Origin of the sequence: Desulfovibrio sp. (genome assembly GCF_009712225.1) — a bacterium.
Lineage (GTDB): Bacteria > Desulfobacterota > Desulfovibrionia > Desulfovibrionales > Desulfovibrionaceae > Desulfovibrio.
Genome location: NZ_WASP01000005.1, coordinates 101458 through 121140, shown reverse-complemented (window position 1 = coordinate 121140; position 19683 = coordinate 101458). Strand labels below are relative to the sequence as shown.

14 protein-coding genes are annotated in these 19683 nt (G+C 57.0%); 11 read left to right on the top strand and 3 right to left on the bottom strand.

Annotation, left to right across the window (positions count from 1 at the left end):
• Positions 1-20: 20 nt before the first annotated feature.
• The 3 genes from F8N36_RS04375 to F8N36_RS04365 all read right to left on the bottom strand — a co-directional run bounded on the left by F8N36_RS04375 (position 21) and on the right by F8N36_RS04365 (position 3450).
• The gene (locus tag F8N36_RS04375; RefSeq protein WP_291331582.1) at positions 21-1538 is read right to left on the bottom strand and encodes a sigma-54 dependent transcriptional regulator; all 1518 of its coding nucleotides are present in this window, start codon (positions 1536-1538) and stop codon (positions 21-23) included.
• Positions 1539-1635: 97 nt separating this feature from the next.
• On the bottom strand, positions 1636-1860 hold the full coding sequence (locus tag F8N36_RS04370; RefSeq protein WP_291331581.1) for a hypothetical protein: 225 nt from the start codon (positions 1858-1860) through the stop codon (positions 1636-1638).
• Between the two features lie 93 nt (positions 1861-1953).
• Positions 1954-3450, bottom strand: coding sequence for a M23 family metallopeptidase (locus F8N36_RS04365; protein ID WP_291331580.1), 1497 nt, complete (start codon positions 3448-3450; stop codon positions 1954-1956).
• Between the two features lie 386 nt (positions 3451-3836).
• On the opposite strand from F8N36_RS04365, the gene F8N36_RS04360 reads away from it, so the two are divergent.
• The 11 genes from F8N36_RS04360 to F8N36_RS16320 all read left to right on the top strand — a co-directional run bounded on the left by F8N36_RS04360 (position 3837) and on the right by F8N36_RS16320 (position 19571).
• Positions 3837-5186, top strand: coding sequence for a DnaA/Hda family protein (locus F8N36_RS04360; protein ID WP_291331579.1), 1350 nt, complete (start codon positions 3837-3839; stop codon positions 5184-5186).
• A 150-nt stretch (positions 5187-5336) separates the two neighbouring features.
• Positions 5337-6491: a DNA polymerase III subunit beta gene (gene dnaN / locus F8N36_RS04355; protein WP_291331578.1), complete on the top strand. Its 1155-nt coding sequence runs from the start codon at positions 5337-5339 to the stop codon at positions 6489-6491.
• Entirely contained in the window at positions 6491-8896 is a 2406-nt protein-coding gene (gene gyrB / locus F8N36_RS04350; RefSeq protein WP_291331577.1) for a DNA topoisomerase (ATP-hydrolyzing) subunit B, read from the top strand. The genes dnaN and gyrB overlap by 1 nt, the downstream gene beginning before the upstream one ends.
• Before the next feature lie 208 nt (positions 8897-9104).
• Positions 9105-11657, top strand: coding sequence for a DNA gyrase subunit A (gene gyrA / locus F8N36_RS04345; protein WP_291331576.1), 2553 nt, complete (start codon positions 9105-9107; stop codon positions 11655-11657).
• Positions 11658-11666: 9 nt separating this feature from the next.
• A complete protein-coding gene (locus F8N36_RS04340; RefSeq protein ID WP_291331575.1) occupies positions 11667-12479 on the top strand; it encodes a hypothetical protein in 813 nt (270 codons plus the stop codon).
• A gap of 5 nt (positions 12480-12484) precedes the next feature.
• A complete protein-coding gene (gene purF / locus F8N36_RS04335; protein ID WP_291331574.1) occupies positions 12485-13888 on the top strand; it encodes an amidophosphoribosyltransferase in 1404 nt (467 codons plus the stop codon).
• Positions 13889-13942: 54 nt separating this feature from the next.
• The gene (hisS, locus tag F8N36_RS04330; protein WP_291331573.1) at positions 13943-15199 is read left to right on the top strand and encodes a histidine--tRNA ligase; all 1257 of its coding nucleotides are present in this window, start codon (positions 13943-13945) and stop codon (positions 15197-15199) included.
• Positions 15192-17066 carry an aspartate--tRNA ligase gene (aspS, locus tag F8N36_RS04325; protein WP_291331572.1) on the top strand — a complete coding sequence of 625 codons (1875 nt, stop codon included), beginning with the start codon at positions 15192-15194 and terminating at the stop codon, positions 17064-17066. The genes hisS and aspS overlap by 8 nt, the downstream gene beginning before the upstream one ends.
• Positions 17067-17080: 14 nt before the next feature.
• Positions 17081-17599 (top strand): peptide deformylase, encoded by a 519-nt coding sequence (def, locus tag F8N36_RS04320; RefSeq protein WP_291331571.1) that lies wholly within the window; start codon positions 17081-17083, stop codon positions 17597-17599.
• Positions 17572-18585, top strand: a complete 1014-nt coding sequence (fmt, locus tag F8N36_RS04315) for a methionyl-tRNA formyltransferase (RefSeq protein ID WP_291331570.1) — start codon at positions 17572-17574, stop codon at positions 18583-18585. Before def ends, fmt begins: the two co-directional genes overlap by 28 nt.
• A gap of 167 nt (positions 18586-18752) precedes the next feature.
• Positions 18753-19571 carry a DUF116 domain-containing protein gene (locus tag F8N36_RS16320; protein ID WP_366247030.1) on the top strand — a complete coding sequence of 273 codons (819 nt, stop codon included), beginning with the start codon at positions 18753-18755 and terminating at the stop codon, positions 19569-19571.
• Positions 19572-19683 lie beyond the last annotated feature (112 nt).

The window sequence follows — 19683 nt, the reverse complement described above, 5'->3', positions numbered from 1 at the left end:
GCGGCCTTGCGCCCATAATATCAGTCAATGGGATGACCAGCTGCGCGGTATTCGTTGAGCTTGTTACGCAGCGTGCGCACAGATATGCCCAGCAGGTCGGCAGCCTGGGTGCGGTTGCCAGAGGTAACCTCCAGCCCCTTGAGAATCATGATGCGTTCCATCTCGTGCAGCGGAATTACCGCTCCCTGCATGCGGCCTTCTGTCAGAGGCGCGGCAACAGAAGCAAGGGCAGAGTAGTCGGCGGCTGGCGCATCTTCACCCGAAGCCGTGGCATGTGTGGCGGCCATGGCAAGGGCTTCTTCTGCCGCAGCTGCGGCAGCACCGGTACCGGTGGCCGGAGCGGGGGATTCTTCCTCAAACAGCGGCCAGTCGTCATTCTCCAGCAAAAAATGGCAGGGCTCAACGGGTCTGCCGTTGGCCAGCAGCACGGCGCGTTCCATGAGGTTTTGCAACTCACGCACATTGCCGGGAAAATCGTACTGCTGCAGCCAGGCCACAGCGCTGTCAGAAAGGGGCGAAACAGGCAGCTGGTATTCACGCGTGTACATGTTCATGAAAAAGCGCGCCAGCTGCAGCACATCGTCGCCGCGCTCACGCAGTGAAGGCAGCCGCAGAGGAATGACATTGAGCCGGAAGTACAGATCCTGCCGGAACTTGCCTTCCTTCACCCAGCCTTCAAGATCGCGGTTGGTCGTGGCAAGCACGCGCACGTCTACCTTGATGGTTTCCGTGCCGCCCACGCGGTCGATCTCGCCTTCCTGAAGTACGCGCAGCAGCTTGGCCTGAAGGGCCATGTCCATTTCAGATATTTCGTCCAGCAGCAGGGTACCGCCGTCGGCCAGCTCAAACTTGCCGGGCTTGCGCGCAATGGCGCCGGTAAACGCGCCCTTTTCGTGACCAAAAAGCTCACTTTCCAGCAGGTGCTCGGGCAGGGCTGCGCAGTTTACAGCCACAAAGGGCTGATCGGCGCGCTTGCTCATGGCGTGCAGGTAGCGGGCAAACATTTCCTTGCCTGTACCAGATTCGCCGGTGATCAGCACAGTAGCGCGCGAACCGGCAACCTGACGTGCCAGCTGCAGCACGCGGGCTATGGCAGGGTGCTCGCCCACAATGCGCGGGCCAGAAGCCTCCTGACGGGGCTTGTGGCCGCCGAGAGTGGAAACGGCAGGTACGGGAGCTGTTTTGCGTTTTTGACCTGCTACGGCGGCAACACGCTCCACGTCGAGGGGCTCAAGCCAGTAGTCACGCGCGCCAAGACTCAGGAGCCTCTCGGCTTCTTCGGCGCTGCCCTTGTCGGTAATGACGATAACTGGGGGAAAATTGGGATCTTCTGCGCCTACGGCAAGCAGGTCTTCAACCCGAAAGCCCGGCAGGGAAGGACGCGAAAATATGACATCCGGCCCGGATTTTTTGATAAAGACAGAAGCGCCCTTGAGATTTTCTGCAATGCCAAGCTCAAAACCCGCGTTGCGTAACGCGGGAAAGACGGCAGTTACTGCCTGAGCGGGGGTAAGAAAAAGCAGTCGGCGCGATGACATGAGAATTTGTGTATCGTTTCGCGCTTCACAATGCAACCGCCCAAGCCCAAAACAAGGCGTGTTCAGTCACTTGCAGGCAAAATGGGTAACAGGGTTGTTATGCCCACCCGCTGGCAATATTGCCAAGGCCGTGCAAATTGGCAGCAGAAAGCCGCCACTGGGTCTGCATGAAGGATTTTGCGCTTTCTTCCTGAAACAGGGCGTCAGAGGCAGACGTGCTGTCTCCCATTATGGACGGATAGAACGTGATGGGGCAAGGATTGTCGGTCGCGCTGTCCACAACCACAAATGTCATGCCGGATACAGGATCATAATGGGTCATGGCTCCTCCCGCATGCAAAATGGCGCTCGTACCTTGCCCCAGCCAAACAATCCAGGCTTTGCCGCCCCTGCTTTTTCCGGCAGGGGGCATGCATCAGTCCCTGTGCTTTTTTTTGCGCTTTTCGGTCTTTTTTTCTGGCTCAGCGGCTTTTTCCTGCTGCAACGGCTCCATCTGATCGGGCACGATGCTGTCCACCGTGTATTCCGAAGCGCTCTGCTCACCCTTGAGCAGGGCAAGTTCCTGAGCCATCACTTTTTCAAAGGCGGCCATGGCGCTCTTGCTGACCGGTTCGCCGCGCGGGTTGATAGCCTTGGCGGGATTGATAAACCTGCCGCTCTGCCGCAGCCTGAAATCCAGATGCGGGCCCGTGGCAAGGCCTGTCATGCCCACAAAGCCGATAACTTCGCCCTGACGCACCTTTTGCCCTGTTTTGAGCCCGCGCGCGTAACCGGAAAGGTGCGCGTACAAAGACTCCAGCCCACCACCATGGCGCACTATAACCTGATTGCCGTAGCCGCCAGACCAGCCGCGCTGCGTAACAACGCCTTCGCCCACAGCCTTGACCGGCGTACCCGTGGGGGCGGCGTAGTCAACGCCTTCATGCGGCCTTGTGTATCCCAGTATGGGATGCAACCGGTTTTTTGTAAAACGCGACGTCACCCGTGTGAACGCCAGAGGAGCCTGCAAGAGCGACTTGCGAACATTTTCGCCCTTATTGTTATAATAGCTGGCGCTCTTGTTGCCCTCGCGGAACAGATATGCTTCGAACTTCTTGCCCTTGTTGGTAAAATGGGCGGCTAGAATGCGTCCGTAGCCCTTATATTCGCCATCACGGTAGCGCTTTTCCACCAGCACGGCAAAAGAATCACCTTCCTGAAGATCGCGAATAAAGTTGATTTCCGACCCAAAAAGTTCTGCCAGCCTGAGTGCCATCTGTGGTCTTTCGCCAGCGTCGGCCACGGCCTGGAACAGGTTGTCGTCGATAACGGCGTTCACGGTGCTGAGCAGGGTGGTGTACTCAATGGCCTCAACGCGGGCCACCGGCTGTTCCATGCCCTCAACCACCAGACGGCGACGGCTGTCTATCTCATATTCAAAACGCTTTACCTTGCCTGTGGCGGCATCAGTAACCACCACATAGGGCTGACCATCGCGGAAGGCCCGCATGGAAAAAACCCTTCGGGCCGCATTGATATAATCCTGTGCCGCCTGGCTGTCTGCCCCGGCAAGCATCTTGATGACGGTATCGCCTTTTTCCACCGTGCCGCGAACAACAGCCTCGCCGGGGGCAGCACCTTCTTCGTCGCTGCTTGCCGCGGCATCGACTGCACGCTCCGCCTGTTCCCCGGGCTTGTCACTGGAGTCCTTTTCCGCTTTTTCTGAAGCCTGCTCCGTCGTGGGCTGTTCCGAAGCCTGACCAGATGAACCGCCTGAAGCCTGTTCACCCTGGCCGGAGCCGGAACCTGTTTCAGTCTGCTCCACAGCAGGGTTCTGCCGTCCTTCAAACGGCGGAAGCCCATATTGCCAGACAAAAACACCAGCAACAAGCAAGAGCAGGGCCACACCGACCAAACAGAATTTTTTGTTCAAAAACATTCCAAACATATACCTGCCACAGTGTTCATTGTCCAGCCAGCATGATTGGGGGTATGGGTTTTTCACAACTTTTCACAGGTAATGCAGACTATTACACAATTCCTCTGGTCAAACGAATATCTGCCTTCATAAAAATGACCGTCAGCATTTATCCCTCTCCATTACCCCGTGCTGCAGCACACTTTCAGCCTGCAGCCCCGGGGCTACGGCACTTGTTTCGTATCAAGCTTTATGGTATGCCTGTTCTTTGCTCCTTCACGGTGTGAACCGCGCCAAATCCGGCGCGCAAGGCTTGTTGGCCCTGCCAGAAAAACCGGTCGCCCGGCGCTGCACACCCAAGGAACTGTTATCCACAGGCCTATGGACAGGCCAAGCACGCTATGCTGAAAAACGAGTTGCGGGACATACTGGCTCTGCAAAAAGCCGACGACAGGGGAGACTGGCTGGAATCGCTCACCCTGCGCCACGATGGCCATACGCTGCATGTTGGTTTTCCCCACTTTTATTTTGCCGCGTGGTTCAGCCAGCACAAGCGCGATCTTTTTGAACAGGCGCTTTCCTGCCGTTTTGCCGATGCCCAGCTTCCGCACATTGAATATGAGCAGCCCGCTCTGGGCCCAGCATTGGGCCATGCACAGGCATGGGCGCCTCAGCACGCGGCGCGGGATGCTACAGGCCGGCAAGGTTCCGGTATGGCGGCGCGCTCCGTAGTTTCGGCAGCGCCCAAGAACGAAAACGATGCTTTTACTGCCTTTATCGCCAACGCAAAAAACGCTTTTCCCCTGGCTGCCGCCAAGGAAATAGCCGAGCAAAGGGCAGGTGTGGCCTACAATCCCTTTTTGCTGTGCGGGCGCAGCGGCACGGGCAAAAGCCACATTCTCCGGTCCATGGCCGCAACGCTCAGAAAAAGCCAGACCGGCAACCGCGTTATTCTTGCCTCGGCAGCACGTTTTTGCGCCGACAGCCCGGCCTGGGTGCGCCACCCCGAACTTTTCTGGCAACAGTGCGACGTACTGTTGCTGGACGACATACAGGACCTTGCCGGGCAAAGCGCCTGGCAGCAGAAGCTTGTGTCCTGCATGGACGCCTGTCCGGCTGCCTCTACCGGGGGCCGCAGGGCAGGGCAGATGGTATTTGCCTGTACAGGCCAGCCCCAGGCGCTCAAAACCCTGGACGAACGCCTGCGCTCGCGGCTTGAAAGCGGCCTTGTAGTCGAGCTCATGGAGCCTGACCTTGACGTGCGCATGCGTTATTTGCAGGCCATGTGCAAGGAGCGCAACATGAGCCTTTCGCGCGACCAGCTGCTGTTCATAGCACAGCGCTGTTCCCAGTTTCGGCTGCTGCAGGGTCTGCTGCTCAAGGTGGCGGCTTTTTGCTCTGTGACCGGTTGTGACCTTTCACAGGCCGACCTTGAGAACATTGTACGAACGGGCGTGGCTGACAAGACACCAGGCTGTCTCGAAATTCTTGGGGAGGTTGCCCGGGCCATGAACCTGCGCGCCGAGGATGTACTTGGCGGCAAACGTCGCCCGGACCTTGTTTTGGCCCGGCAGGTTTCCATGTATATTTGCCGCCGCAAACTTGGGCTTTCATACCCCGAACTTGGGCGTGCATTTGGCGGAAAAGACCACAGTACTGTCATCCATGCTATTAAAAAGATTAAGAAAATTCTAGTTAGTGACAAAGCGCTCCAACAGATGGTGACAGAACTGGAGCTTAAGACACAATAGTTCCATGCCAACAGGCCAAAATTACTGTAAAATGTTCCTGACGTTCCCTGGGAGCAAGCTGGAATGTTCCAGTGGATTTTCAATAAAAAAAGCATGTTAGATGCTTTAAGAACATAGTTACAGAAGCCAATAATAGTAAGGAAAAAACATATGAAACTTACTGTAAACAAAGAGCAAATCATCGAAGGCCTGCTTAAGGCGGCTGCCATCATTCCCGCCAAGGCAGGGGCGCAGTATCTGCGTTCCATCTGGCTCAAGGCTGAAGAAGGCAGTCTTTCTGTCATGTCCACCGACGCCAACATCGAGTTTACCGGGCGTTACCCCGCAGAGGTTGCTACGCCCGGTCTCATCGGTGTGCAGGGCAGAGCCTTTGTTGACCTTGTGCGTCAGCTGCCCACGGGTGTGCTGCACCTCACTCTTGATGAGGCTTCTGGCAATCTGTTGCTCGAACAGGGTCGACGCACCTACAAACTGCCTGTGAGCGGAGCGGAGTGGTTTCAGAATTTTTCTGCCTTTCCTGCTGAAAATGCCGTTACCTGGTCTGGCGATTTTTTGCAGGATGTTCTGGACAAGGTCGCCTTTTGCATCAGCGACGACGACGCCATGGACGCTATTGCCTGCCTGTGTATGAAACCGCGCGGCAATGGCCGCATTGACGTGTGCGGGCTCAACGGACACCAGTTTGCTCTGGTTTCCTTTACCCACGACGAGCTGGCCGAGCGCCTGCCCGAATCGGGCATGCTGATCCAGAAAAAGTACCTGCAGGACATCAAGAAGTGGCTTGGCGTGGACGAGATTGAGCTCAACATCACAGACAAGCGCCTGTACCTGCGCAGCCTTGATGGTGCGGAAACGCTGAGCCTGCCCCGTGCAGCGCACGAATACCCCGACTACAACATTTTTATGAGCAAGCTGGCCAGCGAAGACATGCACCCCATGACTCTGGCCCGCAAGGAAGCCATTGAGGCTCTTGGCCGTATTCTTATTTTCAATACCGAGAGCGACCGCTGCACCTACATGGACCTCACCGCTGGCGAAGCCCTGCTTTCCGCTCAGGGGCAGGATGTGGGCTCGGCCAATGAAAGCCTTGAGGTTACCTACAACGGCGATATAAAGCGCATTGCCTTCCCCACGCGCAACCTGCTTGACGTGCTGGGACACTTTGTTTCTGCAAAGATCGACATGATGCTTACCGGCTCTGAAGGCCCCTGCGGCATACGCGGCGGCGACGACACCGACTACACGGTCATTATCATGCCCATGAAGGTTTCTGAAACGACCTACTATAGCGAGGAAGACGTTTAATGGCTCCTGAAACCGGCAACGGCGGGTACAACGCCTCTTCCATTACCATTCTGGAAGGCCTTTCGGCTGTGCGCAAGCGCCCGGCCATGTACATCGGCTCTACAGACACGCGCGGCCTGCACCATCTGGTCTACGAGGTAGTGGACAACTCCATTGACGAAGCCATGGCGGGCTTCTGCTCGCGGGTCACCGTCATACTGCACGCCGACAACAGCGTTACCGTGCGCGACGATGGCCGCGGCATTCCTGTGGATATTCACCCCAAGGAAGGTGTGCCCGCAGTACAGGTTGTCATGACCAAGCTGCACGCTGGCGGCAAGTTTGACAATTCGAGCTACAAGGTTTCGGGCGGTCTGCACGGCGTGGGCGTTTCGTGCGTCAACGCTCTTTCCGAAGAGCTTACCGTTACCGTACGCCGCGACGGCAAGCGCTACCGCCAGCACTATTCCCGTGGCGTACCGCAGGACGAACTGACGGTTATCAGCGAGGGCTTCGTGGAAGGTCACGGCACGACCGTGCGTTTCAAGCCCGACGAAGAAATCTTTGAGGTTCTCGAGTTTTCATATGAAACATTGAAGAAGCGCTTTGAGGAACTGGCCTATCTGAACAGGGGCCTGACCATCGAGTGCATCGACGAGCGCATTAGCGAAACCCATGTTTTCCATGCAGAGGGTGGTATTCGCCAGTTTGTGGGCGATCTCAACTCTGGCGAGCAGGGTATTCACCCCATTATCTTTGGTGAAGGCGTGGTTGACAACGTGACCGTTGACTTTGCCCTGCAGTACAATGCCGGGTACAAGGAAAACATTTTCACCTTTGCCAACAATATCCGCACCAAGGAAGGCGGCACACACCTTGTGGGCTTCCGCACTGCGCTTACCCGCGCCATCAACGGCTACATCAAGGGCCAGGCAGACCTGGTCAAAAAGATGAAAAATACCTCGCTGTCGGGCGACGACGTGCGCGAGGGTCTCACCGCCGTTATCAGCGTAAAGCTGCCGCAGCCCCAGTTCGAAGGACAGACCAAGACCAAGCTTGGCAATAGCGAAATTGCCGGTCTGGTGGCCGGTGTGGTTTATGACCGTCTGAATATCTATTTTGAGGAAAATCCTAAGGATATCCGCCTCATTATCGATAAGGCCGTGGACGCAGCCCGTGCGCGCGACGCAGCCCGCCGCGCCAAGGAACTGGTGCGCCGCAAGGGTGCGCTTTCTGACAACTCGCTGCCCGGCAAACTGGCCGACTGCCAGAGCAAGGACCCCGTTGAATCCGAACTGTTCATCGTGGAAGGTGATTCGGCAGGTGGTTCTGCAAAGCAGGGACGTAATCCCAAAAATCAGGCGATCTTGCCCCTTCGCGGCAAAATCCTGAATACGGAACGTACCCGCTTTGACAAGATGCTTGCCAACAAGGAAGTGAAGGCCCTCATCACCGCCATGGGCGCGGGTATCGGCGAGGAAGACACCGACCTCGACAAGCTGCGCTACCACAAAATCATCATCATGACAGACGCCGACGTGGACGGAGCGCATATCCGCACCCTGCTGCTGACCTTTTTCTTCAGGCAGTATCAGGAAATGGTGGAGCGCGGCTTTGTCTACATCGCCCAACCGCCTCTGTATCGCGTGCACAATTCGCGCATGGAAAAGTTCATCAAGGACGATCCGGCGCTCAACGAATTCCTGCTCAGCCGCGTGAGCGAAGATGTGGCCGTGGTTGCCTCCAACGGCAAGGAATACACGGGCAAGGAGCTTATCGGGCTCATGGAGCACATTGAAAAGCTCGAAGGCCGCGTGAACGATGCCGAAATGGCGGGTACCCCGCGTGATCTCTTTATGGCCCTTGTTACCTACGCCAAGCAGATTGACGCGCAGAGCCTTGAAAATCAGGACAGTGAATTCACCGACTGGCTCAACGAGCACGGCTACATGCTGACCCTCGAGCGCGAAAAGAGCGAAGACGAGGAGGAACGCCTGTTTGCCGTGTTTGAAAACACAGGCGGCCATCATACCCGCAGAGGCATGGAGTTCTTTTCCTCGCGTCTGTACAAGCAGGCCTGGCAGCTCTTTGACGAGCTGCGTACCCAGTGCGGTTCTTTTGCCTTTACCCTGCGCAAAAAAGACGGCGAGGTTGCCGCAGAAGACCTGTTTACGCTCATACGCATGGTGCTTGATGAAGCCCGCAAGGGTATCAACATCCAGCGTTACAAGGGTCTTGGTGAAATGAACCCCGACCAGCTCTGGGTCACCACCATGAATCCTGAAAACCGCGTGCTTCTGCAGGTTTCGGTTGAAGATGCCAACGAAGCGTCAGACGCCTTTGTGGAACTTATGGGCGACCGTGTGGAACCGCGCCGCGAGTTTATCGAGCGCAACGCCCTGGCCGTACAGGATCTGGATATTTAAGGAATGCGGGCGTGGGTCTGGCTGCCTTGTGGGGTCTGACCCGCGTCTGTGTGTGATAGTTGATTGATATGCTGTGAGGCCGTGTCTAACGCGGATTTGTGCAGCATGAATATAAAATGGGGTTCCTGAAGGTTATAGACCTTCTGGCAGACGGGGGGCTTGCCCTCCCTTCCCCGCAATAACAGCAGCGAGGCCCGCAGTGGCAGATATGCAGCAGCCGCAGATAAGCATAGAAACAGAACTCCGCAAATCGTATCTGGAGTATTCCCTTTCGGTCATCATCGGACGCGCCATTCCCGACGCGCGCGACGGCCTTAAGCCGGTGCACAGGCGTATTCTTTTTGCGCAGTACGAGCTTGCCAACAACTACAACCGTCCGCACAAAAAATCCGCGCGTATCGTCGGTGACGTTATCGGTAAATATCACCCGCATGGTGACTCTGCCGTGTACGATGCCCTGGTGCGCATGGCGCAGGAATTTTCCATGCGCGATCCGCTGGTGGACGGGCAGGGCAACTTTGGCTCCATCGACGGCGACGCCGCGGCTGCCATGCGTTACACCGAAGTGCGCATGTCCAAACTTGCCCAGGAGTTTCTGAACGACCTGGACAAGAATACCGTAGATTTCCGGCCCAACTACGATAATACCCTGCAGGAACCTTCGGTCATGCCGAGCAAGGTTCCCAACCTGCTGCTCAACGGCAGCTCGGGTATTGCCGTGGGTATGGCCACCAATATTCCGCCCCACAACCTGGGCGAACTGTGCGATGCCCTGCAACTGTTGCTCGACAACCCGCAGTGCAGTATTGACGAACTCATGGACCATGTGAAAGGCCCGGACTTTCCCACCAGGGGTTTTGTTTACGCGGGCAAGGGGCTGTACGACGCTTACCACACAGGGCGCGGCACAGTTAAGGTGCGTGGTCGCATAGAAATTGAAGACCGCAAAAAGGGCGCGCAGAGCATCATCATCCGCGAGATTCCCTTTGGGCTCAACAAGAGCTCGCTGGTGGAAAAAATCGCGGCTCTGGTCAACGACCGCAAGATTGACGGCATCACCGACCTGCGCGACGAATCTGACCGCAAGGGCATCCGCGTGGTCATCGACCTCAAGCGCGGCACCATCCCCGATATTGTGGTCAACGCCCTGTACAAGTTTACGCCGCTGGAAACGAGCTTTGGTATCAACATGCTGGCCGTGGTGGACAACCGCCCCCAGTTGCTGAACCTCAAGACGGCCCTTTCGTGCTTTGTGGACCACAGGCGCGAAGTGGTCATCCGCCGTACGCGCTATGATCTGGAAAAGGCCGAAGCCCGCGCCCATATTCTGGAAGGTCTGCGCATCGCCATCGACAATATCGACGAGGTGGTCGCCCTTATCCGCGCTTCTGCCAATCCGGAAGAAGCCCGTAACGCCCTGATGGAGCGTTTTGCCCTTACGGAAGTACAGGCCAAGGCCATTCTTGAGATGCGTTTGCAGCGCCTTACCGGTCTGCAGCGCGAAGAGCTGATGAACGAATACAAGGACCTGCTCCAGAAGATCGAATTCTATCGCTCCATTCTGGAAAATGCCGAAGTGCTGCGCAGCGAGCTCAAGCGCGAGATTGCCGAAATCCGCGATACCTTCGCTACCCCGCGCCGTACAGAAGTGCTGCGTGAGGCCCTCACCGACATTGATATTGAAGACCTTATTCCCGACGAAGAAGTGGTCATCACGCTTTCGCGCCGTGGCTACATGAAGCGCACCGGGCTTGAGAACTACCAGCAGCAGAAACGTGGCGGCAAGGGTATTGCCGCACTGCACACCTCCGACGACGACTATGTGCAGGAATTTCTGACCACCACCAACCATCAGTTCCTCTGCCTGTTCACCAACAAGGGCCGCATGCACCAGCTCAAGGTGCATCAGGTTCCCGAAGGCAGCCGCACGGCCAAGGGGGTGCACATCAATAACCTGCTGCCTCTCGAAGAGGGCGAATGGGTTACCACTGTGCTGGCCCTGCGTGAATTTGCAGAAGACAAGTTTTTCCTGTTCATTACCAAGCGGGGCATGATCAAGCGCTCCTCTGCCTCGCTGTACGCCAAGTGCCGCAAGACCGGCCTCATGGCCGTGGGCCTGCGTGAGGACGATGAACTTGTGGTGGTGCGCCCCATACGCGACAACAGCCACATTGTTCTGGCCACAGCAGACGGCTTTTCCATCCGTTTTGCCTGCAACGATGTACGTCCCATGGGCCGCGTGGCCACGGGCGTCAAGGGCATTGCCCTGCGCAGGCAGGACTTTGTGGTGGCCGCCGTCATCATCAAGGATATCGATCAGACCACCGAGATCATGTCCATTTCTGCCAACGGCTACGGCAAGCGCACCAGCGTTGACCTTTATCGCCTGCAATCGCGCGGCGGCAAGGGCATCATCAACTTCAAGGTTACCGGCAAGACCGGGCCTGTGGTTGGGGCCATGCCTGTGCGCGATAACGACGGTCTCATCCTGCTGACCTCATCCAACAAGATCGTGCGCATCGGCGTTGACGATGTGCGCAGCAAGGGCCGCGCCACCATGGGTGTCATGCTTGTGCGTCTGGACGAAGGCGCGCACGTGGTGGGCTTTGACCGCGTGGATGAAGGCGGGCAGACCGGCAGGGATGCCAGCGCCGAAATGGAAGACGACGACTTTAGCGGTCTTCCTTCTGCCCCGGCGGGCGAACCTCAGGTGATCGACACCCCCGGCGCTGACAAAGCCGACGACGAAGGCGAGGAATAAATCCGGCTGATGAAAAAAGTGCGTGCGGTTTGCGGCAAGGTCTTTGCCCTGTGCCTGTGTGTGGTTTTTGCGGGCTTTCTATGCGCTTGCAAGGACCAGAGCATGGTGGGCGACGACCTTTCCGCAGCCCGCACGGCAGTATCTTTGCGCGACTGGTCACTTGCCGAAAGGCTATTAGAGCGTTATCTGCGTGAGGCGCGAGATGCTGATCTGCGCTGGGAGGCGTGGCAGCAGCTTCTGGTGGTGCTCAACGCCGCCGGGCAGGAGCCGAGGGCCACGCTGGAATATCTTGAAACCATGCTGGCCGAATTTGCAGACAACGACGCACGCAGCGCCGTGATTCTGCGCCGTATGGGCGAGGTAAACGAAGGTATGCGCCGTTATGGCCGTGCCGCCGATGCCTGGAATGCCTATATTGGTCTTGGCGGCCTGTCGACAGAGCAGACGGTGGAAGGTTACCGCAGGCTGGCGGCCATGCAGTTCTACCTGCGGCGTTTCGACGCGGGCGAGGACACCTTGCAGCAGTGCCTGGCACTGCCCCTGGCCGACCACGACAAAATAATGTGCATGTACGACCTTGCCGACCAGAATATGGCAAGGGAACGCTGGCAGGAAGTTTCCGACCTCTGTCAGCAGATACTGGACAGCGACCCGGACAAGACCCTGCGTGGGCTGACCGGGTACTTGTTGGCTGATGCCCTTGAGCAGCTCGGCAAGACAAAGGATGCCCTCAAAAACTTTGAACTGGCCCGCGACGATTATCCCAATCCGTCGGTCATCGATAATCGCATTGCGCATCTGCGCAAAAAACTGAAGAAGTAAGGCCTATGATCAAGCACGAATGCGGCGTATTCGGCATTTACGACCATGAAGAAGCGGCTCGTCTGGCTTATTTCGGTTTGTACGCACAGCAGCACCGCGGGCAGGAAAGCGCCGGCATTGTCAGCTTTGACACGGACGGCGTGCACGAACACAAGGGCATGGGCCTTGTGCCCGATGTTTTTTCAGAGGCCACTCTCAAGGCCCTGACAGGCAAAACTGCCATTGGCCATGTGCGTTATTCCACCACGGGGCGTTCCTCCAGCAGCAATGCCCAGCCTTTTCTCGCCCATTTCAAGGGGCGCGATGTGGTGCTTGCGCACAACGGCAACCTGGTCAACGCGGCCCAGCTGCGTGAAGATCTGGAAAACGAAGGCGCCATCTTTTCAACCAGCAACGACACGGAAGTGTTCATGCACCTGCTGGTGCGCGCCCTCAGGCACAATGACCTGCCTGGTGCGGTCAAGGAAACCTGCGCCCGCGTGCGCGGTGCCTACTGCCTGCTGGTGATGGTCGACGGTGTTATGGTCGCGGTGCGCGATCCGCACGGTTTCCATCCGCTGGCATTTGGCCGCATGAACGGCAGCCCGGTGTTTGCCTCTGAAACCTGTGCCTTTGACCTGCTTGAAGCGCAGTTTGAGCGTTCTGTGGAACCCGGTGAAATTGTCATTGTGGACGGCAACAGCGTTCGTAGTGAGCATCTTATGGGCCCGCTGCCCGAAAAGCCGCGCCAGTGCATCTTTGAGCTGGTCTATTTTGCCCGTCCCGACTCATATATTTTTGACGAGCAGGTCTATCTGTGCCGCAAAAAAATGGGCTGGAACCTGGCTGACGAATCGGCCCCCGAGGTCGACTACGTCATGCCCTTCCCCGACTCGGGCATTTACCCGGCCCTTGGTTTTGCGCAGCGCTCTGGCCTGCCTTACGAGCATGCCATGATACGTAACCACTACGTGGGCCGTACCTTTATTCAGCCTTCGCAGAGCATGCGCAGCTTTGGCGTGCGGGTTAAGATCAACCCCGTGCGCGAAATGATTGAAGGCAAGCGCATCTGTATCATCGACGACAGCATCGTGCGCGGCACTACCATGATGACCCGCGTAAAAAAGCTGCGCGAACTTGGTGCCAAGGAAGTGCACATCCGCATTTCAAGCCCGCCGGTCAAGTTTCCCTGCTTCTATGGCATAGACTTTTCTTCGCGCGGCGAGCTTATTGCGGCCCAGCACAATCTGGCCGAAATAACCCGCAAGCTCGATGTAGATTCGCTGCACTATCTCAGCATTGCCGGTCTGCTTGGCTCTGTGAGCAAGCCGCAGCACTACTGCATGGCCTGTTTTACGGGTGAATACCCCGTGCCGTGTGACGACTGCGCTGGCAAATTCAGTCTTGAATCCGCTTGCGCCACAAGGTAGACCAGTTCTTTCACGCTGACCCACAGGCGGCAGCGAGTTTTTTATGAGGAAGCCATGAGTATCGCACGCATTAAGGGTTTTGCGGATATGTTTCCGCCTGACAGCGACCAGTTTACGCGCATCGAAAATACGGCGCGCAACGTTTTTGGACGCTATGGTTTTGTTGAACTGCGCACGCCCCTGCTGGAGTTTACCGAGCTTTTTTGCCGCTCTATTGGTGAAGAAACCGACGTGGTTCAAAAGGAAATGTACACGTTTCCCGACCGCAAGGGGCGTTCGCTCACTCTGCGGCCCGAAGCTACGGCGGGCGTTATGCGCGCCTATATTGAAAGTGGCCTGACCAACCGCGAACCTGTGAGCCGGCTGTTTACCACTGGCCCCATGTTTCGCTACGAGCGCCCGCAAAAGGGCCGGATGCGCCAGTTTCATCAGATCAACTGTGAGTGCCTTGGCAGTCACAGCCCAATGGCCGATGCAGAACTGGTCAGCATGCTGCTGCGCTTTTTGTCCGATCTTGGCCTCACCGACCTGACGCTCAAGATCAATTCTCTTGGCTGTTCCGAGTGCAGGCCCAAATTCAAGGCTGCTCTGCTCGAATATCTCAAGGGTGTTGACAGCGCGGCTCTTTGCCCCGACTGCGCCCGCAGGGTTGGAACTAACCCCCTGCGCGTGCTCGACTGTAAGCAGCCCGGCTGCCGCGCCATTACCGACAACGCTCCCAAGCTGTTGGATTACAACTGTCCCGATTGCCGCGCGCACTTTGATACCGTGCTGCAGCTTCTCGACGGTCAGGGTCTTGCCTATGAGCTTGACCACAGGCTTGTGCGCGGGCTCGATTATTACTGCCGTACTACCTTTGAGGTTGTGAGCGGCAGCATTGGCGCGCAGGCTGCTGTGGCAGGCGGCGGCCGGTACGACGGTCTTGTCAAAAGTCTTGGCGGCCCCGATGTGCCAGGCGTGGGCTTTGCCTGCGGCATGGAGCGTCTTGCGCTCATGATGGGCGATGGTGGCGCTGCAGCCAGCGATTTTTATCTTGTGGCCATGGATGCGCAAAGCCGCACCCAGGGCTGGCTGCTTGCGCAAAAGCTGCGTGATGCCGGGCTGACCGGCGAAATGAATTTCAGTGAAGGCGGCTTTAAAAGCCTCATGCGTCAAGCCGGTAAGTCCGGTGCGAAGCATTGTCTGATTATAGGCCCTGATGAAGCCGCCCAGGGCTCAGTGGTCGTCAAAAACCTTGAAAGCGGTGAGCAAAGCTCCATGCCGCAGACAGGCGTACTCCAATTCTTGCAACCGGGAACCAACAATGACTGAACAGATGCAGACACAGGACGCGCAGCAGGACGTGCAGCGCGAGCACCAGAAATTCGTCACTGAGCTTGGAGACTGGCATCGCAGCCATTCCTGCGGCCAGCTGACCATCAATAATGATGGTGAAGATGTTTGCCTGATGGGTTGGGTGCAGTACCGCCGCGACCACGGCGGCCTGATTTTTGTCGACCTGCGCGACCGTGACGGGCTGACCCAGATTGTGTTCAGCCCCGATATCGCTCCTTCTGCCCACGAAAATGCTCACATTCTGCGCTCGGAATATGTGCTTGCGGTCAAGGGCAAGGTGCGTCCGCGGCCTGATGGCATGGTCAATTCCAACATGGTGACCGGTCAGATTGAAATTGTGGCTTATGAGTGGAAGCTGCTCAACACTTCCAAAACGCCGCCCTTCCCCATTGAAGACCGCAGTGACGCCGGTGAAAACCTGCGCCTCACCTGGCGTTACCTTGACCTGCGTCGTCCGCGTATGCAGGCCAATCTGCGTCTGCGCCACAAGGTTTCCCAGGCTGCCCGCTGTTTTCTCGACGACAACGGCTTTACCGAAGTGGAAACTCCGGTGCTTACCAAGTCCACGCCAGAAGGTGCCCGCGACTTTCTCGTGCCCAGTCGCCTGAACAACGGCGAATTCTACGCCCTGCCTCAGTCGCCCCAGCTGTTCAAGCAGCTGCTGATGGTTGCCGGCATGGAGCGCTATTTCCAGATTGTGCGCTGCTTCCGTGACGAAGACCTGCGCGCTGACCGTCAGCCCGAGTTTACTCAGGTTGACCTTGAGATGAGCTTTGCCGACGAAGAACAGGTCATGGGCATTGCCGAAGGCCTCATGGCCCGCGTGTTCAAAGATGTCATGGGCAAGGAACTTGCCCTGCCGTTCCCCCGCATGCCCTGGGACGAAGCCATGGGCCGCTACGGCGTGGACAAGCCCGATACCCGTTTTGGTCTTGAACTTGTCGACCTTACCGACATTGTGCGTGGTTCTGGCTTCAAGCTGTTTGCCACGGCCCAGCTGGTCAAGGGTATGAAGGTTCCTGGCGGCGAATCCATGACCCGCAAGGAAATCGATGCCTTCACCGAATTTGTGAAGATCTACGGCGCTCAGGGTCTGGCCTGGATCAAGATAAAGGCCGATGAATGGCAGTCGCCCATTGCCAAGTTCCTTTCGGACGAAGAACGCAAGGGCATTGCCGAAGCGCTGGATCTTCAGATCGGCGACATCGTGTTCTTCCAGGCTGGCGATCCTTCCATGGTCAATGCGGCTCTTGGCAACCTGCGTGTGCACCTTGCCAACCACCTCAAGCTGATTCCTGAAAACAGCTTCAATTTCCTTTGGGTTACGGACTTTCCGCTGTACGAGTACGACGAGGAAGACAAGCGCTATGTGGCTTGCCACCATCCCTTTACCTCGCCCGCGCCCGGCCATATGGAACTGATGGTTACCGACCCTGCCAAGGCTCGCGCCCGTGCGTACGACATGGTGCTCAACGGCTGCGAAGTTGGCGGTGGTTCCATCCGTATCCATTCCGGCGAAGTGCAGCGTCGCATGTTCGAGGCCCTTGGCTTTACGCCCGAGCAGGCCGAAGAGCAGTTTGGCTTCCTGATTCAGGCGCTTGACCTTGGCGCTCCGCCGCACGGCGGTTTGGCCTTTGGTCTCGACCGTCTGGTGATGCTGCTTTCTTCTTCGCCCAGCATCCGAGACGTCATTGCCTTCCCCAAAACGCAAAAGGCCACCTGCCTCATGACAGACGCGCCTTCCGCTGTTTCCTCGCGTCAGCTGAGAGAACTGGGCCTGCGCCTGCGTGAAGTGCCGGGCACCGAGCAGAAAAAGGACGGCGCAGCAGCCGACAAAGCATAGGGGGCGAAATCTGCATGATTCTTGATATTGTCGCCTATCCTGATCCCAGACTTAAGGAAGTGTGCAAGCCCATAACCGAGGTGACGGATGAAATCCGCCAGCTCGCGGCTGACATGATTGAAACCATGTATGCCGCCCCCGGTGTGGGGCTTGCTGCGCCACAGGTTGGCCGCAACATCCGGATGCTGGTGATGGATCCAGCCATGAAGGATGAGGAAAAACAACCCCGGGTGCTCATCAATCCCGAGCTGACACTTTCCGGTGAGGAAGTGATCAGCGAGCAGGAGGGCTGCCTTTCCGTACCCATGAACTACCGTGCGGACGTACACCGCATGAGCAATGTTCACCTGCGCGCCATGGATCTGGACGGTAATATCATAGAAGAAGATCTTGAAGATTTTCCCGCCATCATCATTCAGCATGAATACGATCATCTCGATGGCATACTGTTTATCGACAAGATAAGCAGGCTGCGCCGCACCCTGTACGACAGCAAGGTGAAAAAATGGCTCAAACGCAAAAGTGCCGTATAGTATTCATGGGAACGCCCGAGTTTGCCGCCGCCAGCCTGAAAAGGCTGGCGGCTTGGCCTCGTGGCGAAATTGTTGCCGTGTACACCCAGCCCGACCGACCGGCTGGTCGTGGTCACAAGCTCGCAGAATCACCGGTTAAAAAACTGGCTCTTGAGCTAGGCCTTCCTGTTTTGCAGCCTGCCAGCCTCAAGGGTGCAGAAGCCCAGGCCAAGCTGGCCGCGCTGAAGCCAGATTTTCTGGCTGTTGCGGCTTATGGACTTATCTTGCCCGACGCCGTTCTTGCCATGCCCCGTCTTGATTCCATCAATGTGCATGCCTCGTTGCTGCCTGGCCTGCGTGGTGCTGCGCCCATACAGCGGGCAGTGATAGATGGCTGGCAGCCTGACGCTCGCGCGGGTATTTCCATCATGCGCATAGTCAGCAAGCTTGATGCTGGCCCTGTATTTGCGACAGACGGTCTCGCCATCGGCGAACACACGGCAGGCTCCCTGCACGACGCCCTTGCGGGTATTGGCGCAGAGCTGCTTGTGCGTGTTTTCGACGATATACTGGACGGTAAGGGCATGGCTGTTGAGCAGGACGACGCCCTCGCTACCTATGCCCCTAAAATTTCAAAGGAAGACGGCTTCATAGACTGGGCCCTGCCTGCCGCGCAGGTACATGCCCGTGTCCGGGGCGTTACCCCATGGCCGGGAGCGCGAACAGTTTTTGAAACAACTGGCGCTGACGCTGCCCAGAGGCCGCACCTTTCGCTTATTCTTGCTCCCGGCAGGGTCGGCGAGCGCACAGCTGGTGAAACTCCAGGTTCTGTGCATGTCGGGCCAGACGGGCTCAGCATTGCCTGCGCCGATCGCTGGTACGTTCTTTCTACGGTTCGCCCCCAGGGAAAAAAGGACATGTCGGCCCGCGATCTGCTCAACGGAATTCTACGCGGCCTGCCCAATGGGGTTTGCGGTCTTGCCCGGATACCCGCAGCAGGTGAGTGAGTTTTTTGCGGTTCGGGCACGTTTAAACAGAGGCTCTTTTGAGCCTCGTTTTTTCTTTTTATGATTAGTTCCTCGCGTTGCGGACTTGCGCTTCTCTGAAGGCCGTTTTTATGCCATTTCGGGCATGTTCTCAAAATTTCCTTGTCGGCTGATGCAGCGGAGGCCTCATGATTCGCAAATCACCATTTTCTCTGCCTCCCGAGCAGTATGGCGGAGCGCGCAAGCGTGTTTTTATAGGGCTGATGCTTGCATCGTGTCTGTTGCTATGCGTTGTTGTCGCCTTTTTCCTTGTATTCCCTTGGGTAGGTTTTTTTTCGACGCAGGCGTGGCTGCCGTCGCTCAGCATAGCCGTAGGGATGGCAATAATCATTGCATCGTTGTGGCTGTGTGTTCTGCTGATTTTTCACATTTATACCGGTAAATCAATTCCAGGTGTAGACAGTGTGCGGCATGTCACAGTTCGTCTTTTTTTCCCTTTGATGGAGTTGCTTGCAAAACTTGTAGGCATAGACAGGGGTAGAGTGCGTCGCAGCTTCATAAAGGTAAATAACGAGCTTGTGCTTGCGAGTGGCTGCACAGTCGAGCCCGGCAAGCTGTTGCTGCTTTTGCCGCATTGCGTGCAGCAGGCACTGTGCTCGCACCGCCTTGTACACGACCCGGACAACTGCCAGCGTTGCGGTAAATGTCCTGTGGGAGATCTGCTTGATCTGCGCGACAAATACAGCGTACGTCTTGCCATTGCCACGGGTGGGACCATCGCGCGTCGCATTGTTGTGCAGACCAGACCTCGGTGCATTATAGCCGTAGCCTGTGAGCGTGATCTTACCTCTGGCATACAGGACAGTTATCCCTTACCGGTTTTTGGCGTGCTAAACCAGCGTCCGCATGGCCCCTGTGTGGATACCCTGGTTCCCATGAACGCTCTGGAAGACGCAGTACGCATCTTTCTGGGTTTGAAGCCCCGTGTTCCATATGGCAGGGCATAGCATGAGCAACACAGCTTTTCGCACAGACAGCAGTTTTATAGCCTTACCTGCCAAAATTCGCAGGTTGCCTCATAGCGCACGCAATATGGCCTTGTGCGCACTTTTACTGGTC